This is a genomic window from Micromonospora thermarum (assembly GCF_012034245.1).
GTDB classification, from domain to species: Bacteria; Actinomycetota; Actinomycetes; order Mycobacteriales; family Micromonosporaceae; genus Micromonospora; species Micromonospora thermarum.
This window is the reverse complement of sequence record NZ_JAATEO010000004.1, coordinates 179,370-198,430: the sequence shown is the minus strand read 5'-3', so window position 1 is coordinate 198,430 and position 19,061 is coordinate 179,370. Positions and strand designations below refer to the sequence as shown.

Here is a 19,061-nt window from a genome sequence, read left to right as displayed (position 1 = left end):
CACGCGGCTCAGCCGAAGCGGCCCGTGATGTAGTCCTCGGTCTTCTTCACGCTCGGGTTGCTGAAGATCTTCTGCGTGTTGTCGTACTCGATGAGGCGGCCCGGGTCGCCGGTCTTCTCGATGGAGAAGAAGGCGGTCCGGTCCGACACACGCGCGGCCTGCTGCATGTTGTGCGTGACGATGATGATCGTGAACTTGTCCTTGAGCTGGAACATCAGGTCCTCGATGGCCAGCGTCGAGATCGGGTCGAGCGCGGAGCAGGGCTCGTCCATCAGGACCACCTGCGGCTCGACCGCGATGGTGCGGGCGATGCAGAGCCGCTGCTGCTGACCGCCGGAGAGGCCGGCGCCGGGCTTGCCGAGCCGGTCCTTCACCTCGTCCCACAGGTTCGCCGAGCGGAGCGCCTTCTCGGCCGCCTCGTCCAGGATCGACTTGCGGCGCACGCCGTTGAGGCGCAGACCGGCCACCACGTTCTCGTAGATGCTCATCGTCGGGAACGGGTTGGGGCGCTGGAAGACCATGCCGATCATGCGGCGGACCGCGGTGACGTCCACGTCGCGGTCGTAGATGTCCTGGCCGTCGATGGTCAGGCTGCCCTCGACCCGGGCGCCGGGGAGCACCTCGTGCATCCGGTTGATGGACCGCAGGAAGGTGGACTTGCCGCAGCCGGACGGCCCGATCAGGGCGGTCACGGTCTTCGGCTCGACGGTCAGGTTGATGTTCTCGATGGCCTTGAAGCCGCCGTAGTAGGCGGTGACGTTCGAGGCTTCGATGCGCTTGGCCATGGTGGTGGTACCTCCGGAATTCATCGGCCGAGCCGGTTGCGACGGGCCAGCAGCTTCGCCGCGATCGTCAGGATCAGCACGAGGGCGACCAGGGTGAGTGCCGCGGTCCAGGCCCGCGCGGGCGCGTACCGGGACGCGTCACCGGCCTGCTGGTAGACGAAGAGGGCCAGCGACGACTGGTTGTTCTCGAACGGGTTGAAGTTGATCGCCGCGCCGCCGCCGGCGACGAGCAGCACCGGGGCCGTCTCGCCGGCCGCGCGGGCGATGGCGAGCATCACACCGGTGACGATGCCCGGCAGGGCGGTGGGCAAAACGATCCGCAGGATGGTCTTCCACTTCGGTACGCCCAACGCGTACGCGCCCTCGCGCAGCGGCGCGGGGACCAGGCGCAGCATCTCCTCCGTGGAACGGACCACGGTCGGGAGCATCAGCACGCTCAGTGCCAACGCCGCGGCGAAGCCGGAGAATCCCGGCCGCCCGTCGTTGAAGTACGGCGAGACGATCAGCACCCAGAACGCCAGGATGAACAGGCCGGCGACGATCGACGGGATGCCGGTCATGACGTCGACGAAGAACCGGATGGCGAAGGCGAACTTGCCCCGGCCGTACTCGACCACGTAGATCGCGCAGAGGATGCCGAGCGGGACCGTGATCAGCGCCGCGATACCGACCTGGAGCAGGGTGCCGACGATGGCGTGGTACGCGCCGCCCTCCGGGTCCCGGGCCCCGATGTTGTTCATCGAGGTGAGGAAGAAGTTGGCGTCGAACCGCTCCAGACCCTTGCTGACCAGCGTCCAGACCACCGAGGCCAGCGGCAGGACGGCCAGCACGAACGCCGAGTGGATCAGGGCGCTCCAGGTGCGGTTGCGGGCCGACCGGCGGCCCTCCACAACGTTCGCCGCGACGTACAGCGCGCCCAGGTAGAGCAGCGCCCCGATCACCACGACCAGGACCGGGCCGCCGATGCCGGCGCCGTACACGATCGCCGCGGCGACCAGCAGCGCGGCGAGCGCGATGGCCGGTGCCACGTACTTCGGCAGCCGGCGGGCCCGCAGCGTCGGCGGCTGGGCCGGCGGGCGCGTGCGGTGCGAGGTGACGGTGGTGGTCATGCGGCCGACTCCGTGAACTCCCGGCGGCGGTAGATGATCGCCCGCGCCGTGATGTTGACGATCAGCGTGATGGCGAAGAGGACCAGACCGGAGGCGATCAGCGCGCCCCGACCCGTCTCGTTCGCCTCGCCGAACGCGTTGGCGATGTTGGCGGCGATCGTGTTGCCGCCGTTCTCGATCAGGTTGAACGAGATGCCGAAGGTGATGCCGAGGGTCAGCGCCAGCGCGATCGTCTCGCCCAGCGCCCGGCCCAGGCCGAGCATCACCGCGGCGATGATGCCGGGACGGCCGTACGGGAGGACCGCCGTGCGGATCATCTCCCACCGGGTCGCGCCGAGCGCGAGCGCGGCCTCCTCGTTGGCGGTCGGCGTCTGGAGGAACACCTCACGGGAGAGCGAGGTGATGATCGGCAGCACCATGATCGCCAGGACCAGGGCGCCGAGCAGGATCGACCGTCCGAAGGGCCCGTCGCCCCCGAAGAGCGGGAGCCAGCTGAAGTACTCGTTCAGCCAGACCGAGAAGTCGCGGACCGGGTTGATGAACACCTCACGCCCCCAGAGCCCGAAGACGACGCTGGGCACGGCCGCCAGCAGGTCGATCAGGAAGCCGAGCGTCGTCCCGAGCCGGCGCGGTGCGTAGTGCGACAGGTAGAGCGCGATGCCCAGGGCGATCGGCACCGCGACCAGTAGTGCGAGTGCGGAGCTGAGCACGGTGCCGAAGGCGAGCGCGCCGATACCGAACTTCGGCTCGGCATCGTTGGGGAACCAGCCCTCGAACGACCAGAAGTTCTCGGTGTTCGCCCGAAGCGCCGGCACCGCCTTGGCGACCAGGAAGATCGCGATCGCCGCGATGACGACCAGGACGGCGGTCCCGGCGGCCATGGTGAGGCCGCGGAAGGCCCGCTCCGCGCCGAACCTGCGGGCGCGCGGCAACGCACCGCCGCCGCCCAGCCCGCTCCCGCTCGGGCCGCTGGTGTGGAAGGAGTTCTCGGCCACACGCGCCGAGGCACCGGCGGGCCACTCGCGACCTTCGGTCACGGGGGTCCCGCCGGTGCCGGCGTTGGCCGAGCGGGAAGGGTAGTCACCCATCAGCTCGCTCGCTCCGATTGAGGAATATGGCGTGGTTCAGGATCCGGTCAGGAGAGGCTCTTGACCGCGGTCTCGACCTTGGTGCGGACGGTCTCCGGCAGCGGGGCGTAGCCGAGCTCGGTCAGCTCCGCCTGGCCCTCGGTGCTGGCCGCGTGGCCGAGGAAGCCCTTGACCAGGTTGAGCTTGTCGGCGGCGGTGCCCTTCTCGCAGACGATCTCGTACGTCACCAGGACGATCGGGTAGGCCCCGGCCTCCTTGGTGTTGTAGTCGATCTTCATCTTGAGGTCGTTGCCCTGGCCCGTGACCTCGGCACCGGCGATCGTCTTGCCGGCCGCCTCGGCGGTCAACTCGGCGAACTCGCCGGCGCCGTTACCGATCTTGGCGATGCCCAGGTCGGCGTTCTCGGCGAACGACCACTCCATGTAGCCGATGGCGCCGTCGGCCTGCTTGACCGCGCTGGCCACGCCGTCCGAGCCCTTGGCGCCGGTGCCGCCCGGGGCCTTCCACTCCTTGGCCTTACCGAAGGTCCAGTCGGCTTCGGAGGTCTTGGCGAGGAAGTCGGTGAAGTTGTCGGTGGTGCCGGACGAGTCCGACCGGTGCACGGTCTGGATGGTGGTGGCCGGCAGCTTGGCGTCCGGGTTGTCCGCCTTGATCGCCGCGTCGTCCCACTTGGTGATCTTGCCAGCGAAGATCTTGGCCAGGGTGGCCGGCTTCAGCTGGAGGTTCTCCACGCCGTTCAGGTTGTAGGCGACGGCGACCGGGCCGATCACCATCGGCAGGTTGATGGCCTTGCCGGTGGCGCAGCGCGCGTCCGCCTTCGGCTGCTGGTCCTCCTTGAGGGCGGAGTCCGAGCCGGCGAAGTCGGCGGTGCCGGCGATGAAGGCTTCGATGCCGGCGCCGGAGCCCGAGGGCTCGTAGTTGATCGTGACACCCTGGCACTTCTGCTGGTACGCCTTGATCCACTCGGCCATGGCGTTCTTCTGGGCCGAGGAGCCCTGGGCGTTCAGCGTGCCGGTGGCGCAGTCGGCCGCGGCGGACGACCCGGAGGCCGACGGGTTGGCAGGCTCGTTGTTGTCCGAGCCGCATGCACTGAGAGCGAGCGTCGCGGTAAGAGCGAGGCAGGCGAGAGTGCCGTGCCGCTGGAGCTTCACCTGAGGGGTTTCCCTTCACGTCTGACTGGCTTGGCGGCCCCGGGTTGGGGGCCGGGGGAGCCGGCACGCTGACCGGCCTGGTCCAAAAGCTAGGAGCGCCAGGTGACCGGATCGCCGGTCACAAGTGAACGGAAGGTGAACACGTGCGCCCCTCGTGGTGTCCGCTCGCTGAGGGCGAGTTGTCCGTTAAGTGAACTCGGCTGCCCCTGTCGGAAGTATGAGCATTTTTCCGGTAGGCCGTTACCGCGTCGAGTCGCGGCCGTTATCCGGCGGTGATGCGGAGTGGCGGCCCGGGTCACGAGATGCGGGCGACCTCGGCGGCCACCCGCCGGCGCAGCGCCTCCGGCAGCGGCGCGTAGCCCAGCTCGGTGAGGAGCCGCTGGCCCTCCGCGCTGGCCGCCCACCCCAGGAACCCCCGGACCAGCGGCACCTCGTCGGCGGCGAGCCCGCGGTCGCAGACAAACTCGTACGTCACCAGCACGATCGGGTACGCCCCGTCGGCCCGCGTCCCGCTGTGGACGTCGACGCGCAGGTCGCCCGTCGGCTCGGGGACGGCCTTCACGGCGGCCTCGGCCGACGGGGCAACGAACCCACCGGACGCGTTGCGGATCCGCGCCACCGCCAGGCCCTGCGTCCGGGCGTACGACAGCTCCAGGTAGCCGATCGCGCCGTCGGTGTCCCGAACCGTCTCGGCCAGCCGCTCCGATCCCTCGGTGCCGATGCCGCCCGACGCCGGCCACTTCCGGTCGGAGCCGAGCGTCCACTCCGCCGGGGCCGCCTCGGAGAGGAAGGTGGTGAACGTCTCGGTGGTGCCGGACTCGTCCGCCCGGTGGACCGCGTGGACCGGGGTAGGGGGCAGCTGCACACCCGGGTTGTCCGCCCGGATCGCCGGATCGTCCCATCGCTCGATCTCGCCCGCGAAGATCCGGGCGAGGAGCGCCGGGCTCAGCCGCAGCTCGGGGAGGCCGCCGACCCGGTAGGCGACCGCCACCGGGCCGATCACCATCGGCAGGGTGACCGCCCGACCGCCCGAGCACTGCGCGTCGGCCTGCACCTGCTCCTTCGGCTCGAGCAGCGACTCGCTGCCGGCGAAGTCCGCCATGCCGGCGACCAGCGCCTTGATGCCCGCGCCCGAGCCGGAGGGCTCGTAGTTGATGGTCGAGCCGGGACACGACCGCTGGTACGCGCGGATCCACTGGTCCATGGCGTTGCGCTGGGCGGAGGAGCCCTGGGCGTCCAGGGTGCCGGAGGCGCAGAACTCCTCGGGCACCGGGCCGTACGGCGGGGCGGGCGCGCACCCGGCGACCAGCAGTGCCAGGCACAACCCGGCCAGGGCCGGCCGCCACCGGGGCCGGCGGTCGGCGAACGGACGGCACCGCGAGCCACTCGTCCGCCGGCCGCCCACGGGTCAGCCCAGGTGGTAGTTGACGTGCGCGGACCAGCGGGCGAAGCCGAGCCGCTCGTACAGGGCCACCGCCGCGGTGTTGGACTCGTCGACGTAGAGCATCACCCGGTCCAGGCCGCGCCGGTCCCGCAGGTACGCGAGGCCGGCCGCGGTCAGCGCCTTGCCGAGCCCGCCGCCGTGGGCGCCCGGGTCGACGCCGAGCACGTACACCTCGCCGATCGGGGCGGAGCCGGGCCGCTCGTGGACCTTCGTCCAGTGGAAGCCGAGCAGCTCACCCGTCGACTCGGCGACGGCGAGCAGGAAGCCGGCCGGGTCGAACCACGGCTCGTCGAGGCGTACCCGCAGGTCGGCGGCGGTCCAGCGGCCCTGCTCGGGGTGGTCGGCGAAGGCTCGCGCGTTGAGCGCCAGCCAGGCGTCGTCGTCGGTGCCCGGCCGGTACGCGCGCAGCGCCACCCCGTCGGGCAGGCGCGGCTCGGGAACCGGGGCGGTGAGCGGCCGGCGCAGTTGCCACAGCACCCGGGCCCGCGTGAAGGCCAGGTCCACCGCGAGGGCCGCGGCCGAGGGGTGGTCGCCGTGCGCCCAGGCGCGCAGCGGCCCGGTCGCCGCCGCCAGCACGCCGCGGGCCAGGGCGCGTCCGGTGCCACGCCGGCGGCGGGCGGGATGGACCACCATCTCCACGCCGGTGCCCGCCGCCGGGTCGGTGGTGTCCAGGTGCGCGTACCCGGTCAGGGTGCCGTCGTCGGCGCGGGCGGTGAGGTGCACGGCCGCTGCCCGCGGGTCCCGGAGCCGGAGCAGGACGTGCTCGTCGAGTGGGCCGGCGCCGTCGGCGTCCCCGGCGGCGCGGGCGAGGGCCAGCACGTCGGCGATCTCCGTCGGGTCGAGTCGGTCGGTCCGGTACACCCGGTCACTGGTGGGTTCGGGGCTGCTCACCGGGTCACCGTAGCCCGTTCCCCAGGCCGGCTCCGGCGGACCGCACGGCCTCCGCCGCCGGCGCGCCCGCCTGCCCGGCGGTTCCCGGCCGGCGCCACCGCCGACCGTCGTGGACGTCGCCGTCACGTCGTTTCGGGCGGCAGGGCCTCCACCTGGAACCGGCTGGTGAGATCCGGCAGGATCCGGTACAGCGCGTCCACCGTGCCCTGCCGGTCGCCGCCGGCGTCGTGCAGCAGCACGACCGCACCCGGCTCCACGCCGGTGGTCACCGTCGAAGCGATGCGGCCCGCGCCGGGCGCGCGCCAGTCGGACGGGTCGACCGTCCAGTGCAGCGGAATCATGCCGAGTTCCCGTGCCACCTTGACCACGGGGTACGTCCAGGCGCCGCCGGGCTGCCGGTAGTAGGCGACCGGCGCGTCCGGCACCGCCGCCCGGATCGCCTCGGTCGTCCGGAGCAGGTCGGCCCGGATCCGGTCCGGCGACTTGGCGCCGAGCGTGACGTCGTGGTTCCAGGTGTGGTTGCACAGCGTGTGGCCGTCGGCCACGATCGCCCGGATCAGTTCGGGGTGGTTGCGCGCGTTCTCGCCGACCACGCAGAACGTCGCCGTGACGTGGAACTCGCGCAGGATCGCGAGGACCTGCGGGGTGTACGTGGGGTCGGGCCCGTCGTCGAAGGTCAGCGCGACCGTCGACGTGCCGGTCGTGCTGCGGGCGCCGTACGTGTGGACGCCGTCGACGATCTCCGGCTCGCCGGTCGGCTCCTTCGGCCCGGTACGCCTCGGGGCGTCACCCGACCGGGACGGGACGGCCTCGGCCTCCCCGGGCATCTGGTCGCCGTAGTGCGGGCCGGTGGCGCTGGTGGTGACGCCGGAGCCCAACCCGTCCGGGACGAGGCTGCGGCCGATCCCGTACGCCGAACCGAGCAGCGCGGTCAGGACCAGCGTCACGATGCCGAGGGCGCGGACCGTCGGAGAGACGCGCATCAGTCAGCCCACCTGTGTCGAACCGCCGCTCCTGTGGTTATCGCGCGCACCGTCGCCCCCTCTGACTGTCCGAACCTGGCAGTCAGAATAAATTGAGCTATTCGCCCAAAAGGGGCGAATAGCTCAATCGGGGGCTCAGACCGGCAGTGGCGCGTGCTCGCTGTCCGGCAGCGACCGCGACGGCGGGACGACGAACTTGTAACCCACCTGGCGGACCGTGCCGATCATCGACTCGTACTCCGAGCCGAGCTTGGCCCGCAACCGCCGGACGTGCACGTCCACCGTGCGGGTGCCGCCGAAGTAGTCGTAGCCCCAGACCTCGCGCAGCAGCTGGTCCCGGGTGAAGACCCGGCCCGGGTGCTGGGCCAGGAACTTGAGCAGCTCGAACTCCTTGTAGGTGAGGTCGAGCGGACGGCCCTTCAGCTTCGCGGCGTACGTGTCGGGGTCGATGGTGAGCTCGCCGGCCCGGATCGAGCCACCGGCGCCGGCGGTCGCGCTGCTCAGCCGGCCCACGGCCAGGCGCAGCCGCGCCTCGACCTCGGCCGGACCGGCCGAGGCGAGGATGACGTCGTCGACGCCCCAGTCGGAGTTGAGGGCGATCAGGCCGGCCTCGGTGACCACGGCGACCAGCGGCACGCCGAGCCCGGTGGCGTGCAGCATCCGGCAGGTGGCCCGGGCCTCGCTCAGCTCGGAACGGGCGTCGACCAGCACCGCGTCGGGGCTGGGGCCGGCGACCAGCGTGCGGACGTCGCGCGGCGCGGTGCGGACCGAGTGCGGCAGCAGGTCGAGCGCCGGCAGCACAGCGGACGGCTCACCTGCTCGCGCGGTCACCAGCAGCAGGATCTCCACGATCACCTCCGTCCCGGCGGCCTTCGGCCGCGCGCGACCAGCGGCACACTCCTCGCGGGTGGCGCTGAGAACTTGCGTGGGTCCCGGCGTCGCTGACGGGCGGGGTAACGGCTTGAGCGTAACCGATCGCCCCGGCTGGGCCTCCTGGCCATTTCCCGTTTGCCCGATGTGCCCTTGATCGCGCCACAGGTTTTAACCTCGCCGAAACCGCAACCCCCGTGGCCGGGGCCGGGTCTGGCACGATCGGTGGGTGTTTCCCTCCAGCACGCCGGACACCGGCCGTGACCCGTGGCCCGACCAGTCCCCGGGCGGCCCGCCGAGCGCGCCACGGCCCGGTGACGACGAGGAGCGGGCGGAGCGCGGCGGCCCCCGCCGGGCCCGGCGGGACGGGGAGCCGGCGCGCCGGCCCCCCGCCGAACCGGGGGACGAGAAGGGCGAGGAGGTCACCCCGCCCGTCGAGGTGCGGCGGCCGCTCGCGCTGAGCGTCGCCGGCTTCGCCGCCCTGCTCGGAACCGGTCTGGTCCTGGCGGCGCAGACCTCGGGGCCCGGTCACCGCCTGCCGTTCACGATCGTCGTCCTCAGCGTCCAGCTGCTCTCGGTGCTGGCCTGGACGATGGCGGCGCGGCCGCCCGCGCTGGCGGTGGTCGCCGCGGTCAGCGCCGTCGCGGCGGTCACGGCCGACACGCTGGCCGTGCAGACCGACGTCGCCCGGCTGATGCCCCTGGTCCAGGTCCTCCTGGTGGGTCTGGTGGCCGCCGTCCTCGGCCAGCTCGTCCGCCGGGTCGACCGGGTGCGGGTCACCGACTCGCTCCGGGGCACCGCGCTGATCGTGGCCGGCGTCGTGGCGTTCGGCACGCTGATCGTGCTGAGCCGGATCCCGGCGGGCACCCAGACCATGACGGTCTGCCTCACCGCGGCCGGCGTCGCGCTCACCGTCGCCCGGGCCACCGACGCGTTCGCCGCCTGGCCCCGGCTGGCCCCTCAGGTTCCCCGGGGCGCCGCCGGCGTGGTCGGCGGCGCCATGGTCGGCACCCTCGTCAGCGCGCTCCTCGGCAGCTACCTGGTGACCCCGTTCACCCCGACCCGGGCCGCGATCATGGGCCTGGTCGCGGCCGTCGCGGCCGTCCTGGCCGACCTGGCGGTCGGGTACGCGGAGGCGGGCCGCCTGATGGCCGGCGAGCAGCCCACCATGTGGGTGGCCCGGCACATGCAGGGCCCGCTCGCCGGCTTCGCCCTCGCCGCTCCGGCCGCGTACGCCATGTGCAAGCTGGTCCTCTGACCGGAGATTGAGAATTCGACCGTTCGGGTACCACCGAGGCGCCGCGGCGCGGCACCGGCGAGGACGACAGGAGGCGGCGTGACCGAGGAGTACGCGTACCAGGAGCGGCCCCGGCGGCGGGGGCGCCGCGCACTCGTCGTCCTCCTCGTCCTGCTGCTGGTCCTGGTCGGGCTGCTGGTGGTGGCCGACCGCGTGGCGGCCGGGGTGGCCGAGCGCGCGATCGCCGACCAGGTACGCCAGGAGATCGCAAAGCAGGACGCCCAGTCCTCCCCGCCGGAGGTCGAGATCGGCGGCTTCCCCTTCCTCACGCAGGTGCTCGACGGCCGGTACGAGCGCATCTCCATCGGGCTGCGCGAGGTGCGCGGCTCGGTGCAGGGCGACGCGGTGGCGCTGCCGACCCTCGACGTGGACGCCCGCGACGTGGCCGCCTCGCTGGACACCATCCGGTCCGGGCAGGGTGACGTGGTGGCCGAGACCGTCAACGGCACCGGCATCATCAGCTACGACAGCCTCGCGGCGCTGCTCGACCGCGAAGGGCTTCGACTGGGCGAGCAGGGCGGCCGGCTCGCGGTGACCGCCCCGGTGGACATCCTCGGGCAGCGGCTGACCGTCACCGGCACCGCCGACATCACGGTCAGCGAGCAGGGGAAGGTGGCCCTGCGGTTCAACAACCTCACCGCCGAGGGGCTGCCCAACGTGCCGCTGGCGCGCACCCTGCTCAACAACTACGCGCAGAGCATCTCGATCGACGTGCCCCTGCCGGACCTGCCGTTCCAGCTCAGGGTCCGTGAGGTCCGGCCGCTGTCCGAGGGGCTCCAGGTGACTGCCGACGCCAGCAACGTGCCGATCAACGCGGTGAGCTGACCGGCCGGCGTCCGGGCGGCGCGTCCCGGATGCTGGTCCGGCCGGTGGCGTCGCCTGGGATCGCTGGTAGGCTCCCTGCCCATGGGGACGCTCCTCACCAAACGGCGCGCGGTCGACCTGTGCCGCGTGGCCACCTGCCTGTGTCGCCCCGTCATCTGACGGCGGGGCTGTCCTCGGCTGCCTAGCAGCCATCGGCACGCAGGGGCTTCTTTCTTCTCCCGTGCTCTCTTTCCACGCCCGGCAGCGGCGCCGTCGCGCGAACCCGTGATCCGTCCATACGGTGGATTCCGCGCGTGGTGCGATCCTCACATCTTTCGATGCCTCGTGCTGGTTCACCGTCCATCTTCACCAAGGAGTGATCTGATGAGTCGCGACACCGCACTCGTCTCGGCCGACTGGGCCGAGAAGAACCTCGACGCCCCGGGCGTCGTCTTCGTCGAGGTCGACGAGGACACCTCGGCCTACGACGCCGGCCACCTGCCCGGCGCGATCAAGCTCGACTGGAAGACCGACCTGCAGGACCCGGTCCGCCGGGACTTCGTCAACAAGGCCCAGTTCGAGGCGCTCCTCTCGGAGCGGGGCATCGCCAACGACGACACCGTCATCCTCTACGGCGGCAACAACAACTGGTTCGCCGCGTACGCGTACTGGTACTTCAAGCTCTACGGCCACGGCGACGTCAAGCTGCTCGACGGCGGCCGCAAGAAGTGGGAGCTGGACGCCCGCCCGCTGGTCAAGGACGCGGTGACCCGTCCGGCGACCCAGTACGTGGCCCAGGAGCCGGACACCAGCATCCGGGCCTTCCGCGACGAGGTCGTCGCCGCCATCGGCACGAAGAACCTCGTCGACGTCCGCAGCCCCGACGAGTACGCGGGCCGCCTCCTCGCCCCCGCCCACCTCCCGCAGGAGCAGGCGCAGCGCGCCGGCCACGTCCCGACCGCGATCAGCGTGCCGTGGTCGAAGGCGGCCAACGAGGACGGCACCTTCAAGTCCGACGACGAGCTGCGCAAGATCTACGCCGAGGCCGGGCTGGACGACAGCAAGGAGACCATCGCGTACTGCCGGATCGGCGAGCGCTCCTCGCACACCTGGTTCGTGCTCCAGGAGCTGCTCGGCCACCGGAACGTGAAGAACTACGACGGATCCTGGACCGAGTACGGCTCGCTGGTCGGTGTGCCGGTCGCGCTCGGCGACACGCCCGGCGAAGCCGGGCCCAACAGCACTGTCGGGGAGGCCTGAGATGACCGCACCCACCGCAGCAAGCGCTGTCAGCGCCGCCGGTTGCGCCGCACCGGACCAGGCCGCCCCGCTGCCCGCCAGCCTCGACCTGGAGAAGGAGACCGTCATCACCGGCGTCGTCCGCTCCACCGAGGGCGAATCGGTGCCGGGCGCGTACGTCCGGCTGCTCGACTCCACCGGTGAGTTCACCGCCGAGGTGGTCACCTCGCCGGCCGGGCAGTTCCGCTTCTTCGCCGCTCCCGGCACGTGGACGCTGCGGGCGCTCTCCCGTCACGGCAACGGCGACACCGCCGTGACCGCCGCCCGGGGCATCAACGAGGTGGCCGTCACGGTCGCCAACTGACCCACGCTCTGAATCGACCGCGGCCCGTCGCTCCTGCCGGAGTGGCGGGCCGCGGTCGTGCACGTCAGGACCAGCGGCTCAGTCGGCGTCCGGGTCCGGGCGGCGCAGCGTCAGCGACTGGAACCGGTAGCCGCGGCCGGTGTCGACAGGGTGGAAGTCCACGACGTCGAACCGCGCGTCGGTGGCGAAGCCGAGCAACTGCCGGTCGGTGCGCCACGAGAAGAACCGTGGCGGCACGTGCGCGTCGTCGTCGATCGGGCCTTCGGCGCTCTCGTCGCCGCCGTACACCCCGACGAAGAACAGCCCGCCGGGGCGCAGGACCGCCCGTACCGCCGCCAGGACCGCGGGCGCTGTCCTGCCCGGTGCCGGCGCCGATCTCCAGCAGCCGTGCGTCCGGCGCCAGCCGCTTCCGGAACGCCTGCCGCTCCGCCAGCTTCCACGGCTCCTTGCGCTGCCCGTCACGCCAGGCCGCCCGGGCGTCGTACGCCTCACGCAACGGGCCGAGTACCTCGTCGTATCGAACGCTCATCCGGCCCTTGTCGACGGGCGTGCGCGAGCGCAGGTGCCCGGCGGCCCGCCCTCGCAGCGCGCCACCTAGTAAGACGTGACGCCGCTCGGCTCCCTTTGGAGCTGATCCACCTATGTCGTCAGCAAGCGGTCCACCTGTGTCGTCAGCAAGCGGTCCACCTGTGTCGTCAGCAAGCGGGCGGTTGCCGGGGCACCAATGCGATGCACTGACGACATCAGCTCCAAAGGGAGCGATCGGCGTCGTCCTTCCGGCCGGGAACGGCCGGAGCCCCGGCCCGACGAGGCGCACGGGAAGACCGGAGTCGTTCTTCGGCCGGACCCGGCCGGACCGGCCGGACCCGACCGGAGCCGACCGGAGCCCCGGTACACCGAGGCGCACGGGAGAACCGTTTGAGTCGGTCCGGTGGGTTCCCGAGACGGCTGGTGGTTGGCGGTCCCCTGGACCGCCGACCACCAACTCACTCAGATGCCGGTCGCTCTCGTGCAGCCCGACGACGGATCGAGGGCGAAGTCGAGGGTGCGGACGAAGCCCGCCTCGACCCGGGTGCGCTGCACCTCCGGGATCCAGCCGTCCTTGGCGACGATCACCTCGTACCGGCCCTTAGGCAGCCACCACGCGTACCGGCCGCGGGTGTCGGCGGTGAGCGTGTGGCCGCTGGTGCCACCGACCAGGTTCACCCGCACCGTCGCCGGCACGCCGACCGTCACGCCGCCGCAGGTCACGCCGGTGACCGTGCCCTGGAGCTTGCCCCAGCTCGCCGGGGGAGACACGTTCATCTCCACGTTGACCGGTGGCACCGCGTACGGCACGTCGGCCGCGAAGGCCAGCTCACCCGCGTACCGTCCCGGCTGCGCCACCCCGGCGGCGGCCGTCGCGGTGAGCGTGACGGTCACCGTGCGGGACGCTCCGGGCGCCAGCGTGAAGCTGGCGGGCGACGTGGCGAGCCAGGGCAGGTCCGCCTCCTCCGCGCACAGCTCCAGGCCACCGAGCCGTTCGCTCTGCGTCGACCCGACGAAGGAGGTGGGTGAGCCGCCGATCCGGTACGCCCCGCACGCGGCGGCGCCGCGGTACCGTGCGAACCCGGTGTTCGGCAGGGTCCGCCAGCTCCCGGTCGCCGGGTCGTAGCCGACCGTCCGGTTCGTCACCACGCTGGATCCGCTGGTCACGCCGCCGGCCAGCACGAGCATCCCGCCGGCCGCCGCGTACTGCGAGCCCCACATCTCCAGCGGCAGGTCGGCGATCCGGGTCCAGCTGTCCGAGGCCGGGTCGTACCGGTACGCGTCGGTGTACTCGGTGCTGCCGGTGCCGCCGGCGCAGTACACCTGGGCGCCGATCCCGCCGCAGCTCAGCCAGGCGACCGGGTGCGGGTAGGGCGCGCCGGTGGTGAAGGTTCCGGTCTTCGGGTCGAACACCACCAGCCGGTCGGTCGCCGCGCAGGCCCCGTCGGCGCAGCCGCCCACGAGGTAGACCTTGCCGCCCGCGACCGCCGTCCCGGCGGCGGCGACCGGTGCCGGGTTGGTCGCCCCGGACAGCGTGCTCCAGGTGCCGGTGCCCGGATCGAGCACGTCCACCGACGCCACGGTGTCCTCGTCGGCACCCCAGCCGCCGAGCACGTAGAGCTTGCCACCAACCGACGCGACGCCCGGCTTGGCGCGAGCGGTCGGCAGGTCGGGCAGGGCCGTCCAGGCCTCCGTGCCGGGGTCGTACGCCCAGGCCTTGCGCTCGGTCCCGGTGCCGCTGCCACCGCCGACCGAGTAGACCCGCCCGTCGAGCCACGCGGCCCCGTTGTCGAAAACGGCCGCCGGCAGGTCGGCGATCTGGGCCCAGGCGTCGTCCGCCGACGTACCGGCCTCCGGCGCCGCGCCGCCGTACGCGGTCCCGGTGCGCGCCTTGCTGATCCCCTTCACCGTGACCTCGCGCAGCGGGGCGCCCGCCCGGTCGAGCAGCTCGAACCGGCCGGCCCGCTCCAGCACCTCCACGGTGGCCGGGGCGGTGCCGGTGTTCCTCATCGTGAGCCGGGTGCTCCGGGTGCTGCCGTACGGCTGGTGGGACTCCACCTGCGCCGGGGTGACCGTGAGCCGGCCGGCAGCCAGCGCGAAGTCGGCTCGCCGGACGTCGTCGGCGACGACCGCCACGTCACGGGTGGCCGGCGCGTACGGCGTCCGCGTCGCGGTGACGGGGTGCGTCCCGGTGAGGCCGGAGAAGAGCCAGTAGAAGCCGTCCGGCTCGTTCGGGTCGTCCGGCGTGGCGGCCGAGACGCCCTTGTCGGCCGGGCGGTCCACGCTGGTCACGGAGACCCCGTTCACCGGGGTGCCGGTGTTGCGGTCGGTCGTCGTGCCGACCACCAGGCCACCGGGCACCGGCGTGCAGTCCCGGTTGACGAGGGCGACGTCGTCGACCTGCCACCACCAGGCGAACGTGCCCTTGAAGCGGAACCGCACCCGGACGTCGGAGGCGCCTCCGGCCCCGGTCAGCGGCACTTCCTCGATGCGCGGCCCGCGCCGGCTCGACGTCTGGTGCCAGACGGTGGTCCACGTGGCGCCACCGTCGGTGGAGACGTCCACGTCGGCGGTGTCGGTCACCCCCACCGCCCGCCAGTCGCTGCGAAAACGCAGGACGGGCGCCGGCGCGCCGGACAGGTCCACCGCCGGGGCCACCAGGTCGGTGTCCTGGGTGTTGCCGGAGCCCAGCGAGTCACTGTCGATGATCGCGAAGCCGCCGCTGCCGCCGGTGAGGTTGCCGCGGCGCCCGGGGTCGTCGAAGGCCCAGCCGCCCTTGTCGGTGCGCTTGACCACCGACCACCCGGCCGGTGCGGTGGTGCCGTCGAAGCCCTGCGTGAGCAGCGGCGCGCCGAAGCTGCTCGTGTAGCCCGCGGCGGTGCAGGCCGGGTCGACCGGCACCGCGACGTCCGCCGTGGTGGCACCGTCGCCGACCGGGACGTCGCGGGTCACGGTGCGGTAGCCCGGGTACCGGGCCGTAACCGTGATCCGGTACGCGGCGTCCCCGGCCACGGTGGCCGACCAGCGACCGGTCGCCGGGTCGGTGAAGACCGGGCCGCCGGGACGGCCGGCCACGTCGACGCGGGCGTAGAGCGGCCAGCCGTGCCCGGAGCCGTCGGTGACCCGGCCGCCGAGCGTGACCATCGGGCTCGCCACCAGCGCGAAGTCCCGGGTGACCGCCGCGCCCTCGGCGACCGTGACGGTGGCCGACTGCGTGGCGAAGCCGTACGCGGAGACCGTGACGGTGGTCTCGCCGGCCGGCACCGTCAGCGCGTACCGGCCGTCGGGGCCGGTGGTGACGGTGCGGGTGCCGTCGCCGACGGTCGCCCCGGCGACCGGGTCGTCGTCACCGGCCGAGGTCACCGTGCCGGTGATCCGGCCGACCGCTCCGCGCGGGGCGCCGCGCACCGCCTCGTACGCGTCGAGGCGCCCTTCGCCGAACACGTTGTTGTCGGCGGCGGTCCCGCCGCAGGTGGTGGCGTCCACGTCCCGGGCGGTGCGGTCCAGCAACGCCTCGGTGGCGGCGACGTCACCGCGCAGGCTGGGGGCGGCCGACCAGACCAGGGCCGCGGTTCCGGCGACGTGCGGGGCGGCCATCGACGTGCCGTTGAAGGCCGCGTACCCGCCGCCGGGCACGCTGGAGCGGACGGCCACCCCGGGGGCGGCGACGTTCGGCTTCAGCGGTTCGGTGCCGGAGCCGCGACCGGAGAAGTTGGCGATAGCGCCGTTCGACGCGTACGCCCCGACGGCGTACGCGGTCGGGTAGTCACCGGGTGAGCCGGCGCTGCCGCAGGCCGGGCCGTCGTTGCCGGCGGAGAACACCGGGAAGATGCCGGCGGCCCGCCAGGCGGCCACGGTCTGCTGGTACCAGGGGTCGCCCCCGTTGCCGCCCCACGAGTTGTTGACGATGTCGGGACGCAGGTCGGGTCGCGGGTTCTGTCCGTTCGGGTCGGTCGGGGCCAGGACCCACTGGCCGGCGGCGAGCAGCGAGGCGTCCGAGCACGTGTTCACCTCGCACCCCTTGGCGGCCATCCACCGCGCGCCGGGGGCGACACCGATCTGGTTGCCGGCCCCGTCGTCGCCGACCATCGTGCCCATCACGTGGGTGCCGTGGTCGTTGTTGTCGCAGGGCGCCGGGCCGGCGCAGATCCCGGTCGGGTCGTACCAGTTGTAGGCGTGGTCGAAGCTGCCGCCGAGGTTGCCCCGGTAGGAGCGGACCAGGGCGGGGTGGTCGTACTGCACGCCGCTGTCGATGTTCGCCACCACGACGCCCTCGCCGCGGTCGCCGAACTCATCCCACACGCGGGGCGCGCCGATGTCGGTGATACCCCACTCGACGGCGGCGGTCCGGGCGCGGTCGACCGTGGCCGGCGTGGGCCGGACCAGCGGGTAGCTGCGGGTGGGCTCGATCCGGGCCACCTCGGGCCGGCCCGCCAGCTCGTCGACCAGGGCGCGGTCGCCACGGACGCGGAGGGCGTTGGCGATCCAGTACGACGTGTGGTCCACCTTCCGCGCGTCCAGCAGTTTCCGGAGGTCGCGCTGGGTGCGCTCGGCGGTGCCGGTCAGCAGCTGGTGCACGGCGCGGGCCCGGCTGTCCGCGTCCCGCAGTTTCGCGGTGTCGGCGAGCGGGGCCGTCTCCCGCAGGTATACCAGGAACGTCGCACTGCCGGTGGCGGTGCGGCCGTCGAGCAGCCCCGGCGCGACGGTCGCCCGGGCCGGTGTGCCGGGCGGCGACGCGGCGAGCGCCGGCTGGGCGGTCAGCCCGAGCACCAGCGCGCCGAGCGCGACGGCCACACGCCCCAGGCGGGACCGCGCGGATGGTCGTACGAACACTGTTGCCTCCCCACGTCCGCGGGTCCGGGCGGTTCCGGTCCCGCGAAAGCCATGCTCGTGGGCCGACAGAGGACGATCAATGGAATGTTTCGGTCAGTACCTGGTCAGTGACGGGGCGCGATTCTGGCCGATACGCTGACCGCGGGCCCCGTCGGTACGCGTCGGCGGGTGGGAGCGTTCACGTCAGCGCGGACAGCCGGGGAGGCAGCGTGTCCGGTGGGGGAGTCCCGATAGTTGTCTGTGTCAGTCCCGACGTGGCCGTGCGCGAACATGTGCTGCGCCGGCTCGACGGGGTGGGGCCGGTCGTGAGTTGCGCCGATCTCGCCGAGCTGCGCGCGATGCTCTTTCCCGAGCCGCCGGTGCCGGTTCCAGTGCCACCGGAGAGCCCGGTGAGCTGCGGTGACCTGGTCGTCGACGGGCCGGGGCACCTGGTCACCTGGCGGGGGCGGCCGCTGGCGCTGACCCGCACCGAGCGGGAGCTGCTGGCGCGGTTGGCCAGCCCGCCGGTCGTGCTCTGGAGCTACGAGCAGCTCTTCGCCTCGGTCTGGGGCGGCGCGTACCTCGGCGACACGGCCATCCTGCACTCGGCGATGAAGCGGCTCCGGCACAAGCTTCGCCTGCTCTCCGGCGGCCCGCGGGTGCACACCGTGCGCGGGGTCGGCTACCGTCTCGTCTCCGTACCGGACGACCCCGACGGGTGAGCCGCGGGGGGAGTTCGGGCGGGCGACGCCGGGGGTGCGCGGTCGGCGCGCGGCGGGCCGTCGAGCCGTCGGCGGGTGACGTGCCGGCGCGTGACACGATGGCGCGGTGAGTGCCGTCCACCCCGGGTACGCCCTACCGTCCGGTCCTGACCGCCCGCCGGGCCGCCGGCGGGCCGCGCGTTGGGTCGTCGTCGCGGCCGTGGCGTGGGCGGTGCTGCTGGCGGCGCTTGCGTGGTGGTCGGTCCGCACCGACCCGCCGACCGTGAAGGAGCAGCGCACCATCGGCCAGGCGACGCCGGTGGTCCACCGGGCGGTGGGCCACCTCGTCGCCGCGATCGGCCCGGCCGGCGCGTGGGTCATGACCCCGGAAACGGTCGAGAAGGGATGCCGCGTCACGCCGGTCAGCGACGGCGCCGACCTGACCCGTGGCGTGGACGTGCTGGTCGCCGAGGGCGGGGAACGGGCCCTGCTCGACCGGGTCGCCGACGCGCTTCCGGAGCCCTGGCGGGCCGGGGTGCGGGACAGCGTGGACGGCCCGCGCCTGCGCGCCGACGCCGGCGAATTCATCCCGGTCGAGGGCCGGGTTGCCGCGCCCGGCCGGGTCCGGTTCACGGTGGCGACCGGCTGCCGGCCGGCCGACGTGGAGTTCGGGGACCTGCTGCCGCTGCACGCCGCCGGCCCGGCACTGGAGGAGGCGTCACGCGCCCTGGGCCGACCGGCGACGGACGTCACGCGGGTGGTGGTGGCACGCTGCCCCGACGGCGGTAATGCCTGGACCCGCTGGGTGGACGCCGGTTCCGACCCGGTGTCGCTGGACGCGCTGGCGCCGCTGGCCGCCGGCGCCGTCCTCGTCGACACCCCGGAGGCGTACGCCTACCGGCGCGGCCCGGACATCGTCCTCGCCGACGCCACCGGCGAGGAGCTTCGGCTCGCCGCCTCCACGGGCTGCGCCGGCTGACCACGCTGCCGTCGGA

General features: G+C 73.1%; 16 protein-coding genes and 1 pseudogene. 7 read left to right on the top strand and 10 right to left on the bottom strand.

Going from position 1 to position 19,061, the window contains the following annotated elements; genetic code table 11:
• Positions 1–8: 8 nt before the first annotated feature.
• The 8 genes from pstB to HCJ94_RS05700 form a co-directional block, all read right to left on the bottom strand.
• Positions 9–785 (bottom strand): phosphate ABC transporter ATP-binding protein PstB, encoded by a 777-nt coding sequence (gene pstB / locus HCJ94_RS05735; protein ID WP_167999906.1) that lies wholly within the window; start codon positions 783–785, stop codon positions 9–11.
• 20 nt (positions 786–805) lie between these two features.
• The gene (gene pstA, locus HCJ94_RS05730; protein WP_167999905.1) at positions 806–1,894 is read right to left on the bottom strand and encodes a phosphate ABC transporter permease PstA; all 1,089 of its coding nucleotides are present in this window, start codon (positions 1,892–1,894) and stop codon (positions 806–808) included.
• Entirely contained in the window at positions 1,891–2,982 is a 1,092-nt protein-coding gene (gene pstC, locus HCJ94_RS05725) for a phosphate ABC transporter permease subunit PstC (RefSeq protein ID WP_167999904.1), read from the bottom strand. Before pstC ends, pstA begins: the two co-directional genes overlap by 4 nt.
• 47 nt (positions 2,983–3,029) lie before the next feature.
• Positions 3,030–4,133 carry a phosphate ABC transporter substrate-binding protein PstS gene (gene pstS / locus HCJ94_RS05720; protein ID WP_167999903.1) on the bottom strand — a complete coding sequence of 368 codons (1,104 nt, stop codon included), beginning with the start codon at positions 4,131–4,133 and terminating at the stop codon, positions 3,030–3,032.
• Between the two features lie 295 nt (positions 4,134–4,428).
• Positions 4,429–5,538, bottom strand: a complete 1,110-nt coding sequence (gene pstS / locus HCJ94_RS05715; RefSeq protein WP_167999902.1) for a phosphate ABC transporter substrate-binding protein PstS — start codon at positions 5,536–5,538, stop codon at positions 4,429–4,431.
• Positions 5,539–5,541: 3 nt separating this feature from the next.
• Positions 5,542–6,468, bottom strand: a complete 927-nt coding sequence (gene mshD, locus HCJ94_RS05710) for a mycothiol synthase (RefSeq protein WP_167999901.1) — start codon at positions 6,466–6,468, stop codon at positions 5,542–5,544.
• 122 nt (positions 6,469–6,590) lie between these two features.
• Positions 6,591–7,451 (bottom strand): polysaccharide deacetylase family protein, encoded by an 861-nt coding sequence (locus HCJ94_RS05705; protein WP_167999900.1) that lies wholly within the window; start codon positions 7,449–7,451, stop codon positions 6,591–6,593.
• Between the two features lie 135 nt (positions 7,452–7,586).
• Positions 7,587–8,306 carry a winged helix-turn-helix transcriptional regulator gene (locus tag HCJ94_RS05700; RefSeq protein WP_309227158.1) on the bottom strand — a complete coding sequence of 240 codons (720 nt, stop codon included), beginning with the start codon at positions 8,304–8,306 and terminating at the stop codon, positions 7,587–7,589.
• A 244-nt stretch (positions 8,307–8,550) separates the two neighbouring features.
• On the opposite strand from HCJ94_RS05700, the gene HCJ94_RS05695 reads away from it, so the two are divergent.
• From HCJ94_RS05695 to HCJ94_RS05680, 5 genes are all read left to right on the top strand, one after another.
• Entirely contained in the window at positions 8,551–9,579 is a 1,029-nt protein-coding gene (locus HCJ94_RS05695) for a hypothetical protein (protein WP_167999898.1), read from the top strand.
• Between the two features lie 78 nt (positions 9,580–9,657).
• Entirely contained in the window at positions 9,658–10,443 is a 786-nt protein-coding gene (locus tag HCJ94_RS05690) for an LmeA family phospholipid-binding protein (protein ID WP_167999897.1), read from the top strand.
• A gap of 81 nt (positions 10,444–10,524) precedes the next feature.
• Complete coding sequence (locus tag HCJ94_RS31395) at positions 10,525–10,602, top strand: Ms5788A family Cys-rich leader peptide (RefSeq protein WP_311202345.1); 78 nt, start codon at positions 10,525–10,527, stop codon at positions 10,600–10,602.
• Positions 10,603–10,806: 204 nt separating this feature from the next.
• Positions 10,807–11,682: a sulfurtransferase gene (locus HCJ94_RS05685; RefSeq protein ID WP_167999896.1), complete on the top strand. Its 876-nt coding sequence runs from the start codon at positions 10,807–10,809 to the stop codon at positions 11,680–11,682.
• A gap of 1 nt (position 11,683) precedes the next feature.
• A complete protein-coding gene (locus tag HCJ94_RS05680; protein WP_167999895.1) occupies positions 11,684–12,025 on the top strand; it encodes a DUF1416 domain-containing protein in 342 nt (113 codons plus the stop codon).
• Between the two features lie 78 nt (positions 12,026–12,103).
• Here HCJ94_RS05680 and HCJ94_RS05675 read toward each other — a convergent pair.
• Positions 12,104–12,554: pseudogene (locus HCJ94_RS05675) on the bottom strand (hypothetical protein).
• A gap of 461 nt (positions 12,555–13,015) precedes the next feature.
• Positions 13,016–17,386 carry a S8 family serine peptidase gene (locus HCJ94_RS05670; protein WP_167999894.1) on the bottom strand — a complete coding sequence of 1,457 codons (4,371 nt, stop codon included), beginning with the start codon at positions 17,384–17,386 and terminating at the stop codon, positions 13,016–13,018.
• Positions 17,387–17,595: 209 nt separating this feature from the next.
• On the opposite strand from HCJ94_RS05670, the gene HCJ94_RS05665 reads away from it, so the two are divergent.
• Both HCJ94_RS05665 and HCJ94_RS05660 read left to right on the top strand, forming a co-directional pair.
• The gene (locus HCJ94_RS05665) at positions 17,596–18,087 is read left to right on the top strand and encodes a winged helix-turn-helix domain-containing protein (protein WP_167999893.1); all 492 of its coding nucleotides are present in this window, start codon (positions 17,596–17,598) and stop codon (positions 18,085–18,087) included.
• 106 nt (positions 18,088–18,193) lie between these two features.
• Positions 18,194–19,045 carry a hypothetical protein gene (locus HCJ94_RS05660; protein ID WP_167999892.1) on the top strand — a complete coding sequence of 284 codons (852 nt, stop codon included), beginning with the start codon at positions 18,194–18,196 and terminating at the stop codon, positions 19,043–19,045.
• Positions 19,046–19,061: the final 16 nt, after the last annotated feature.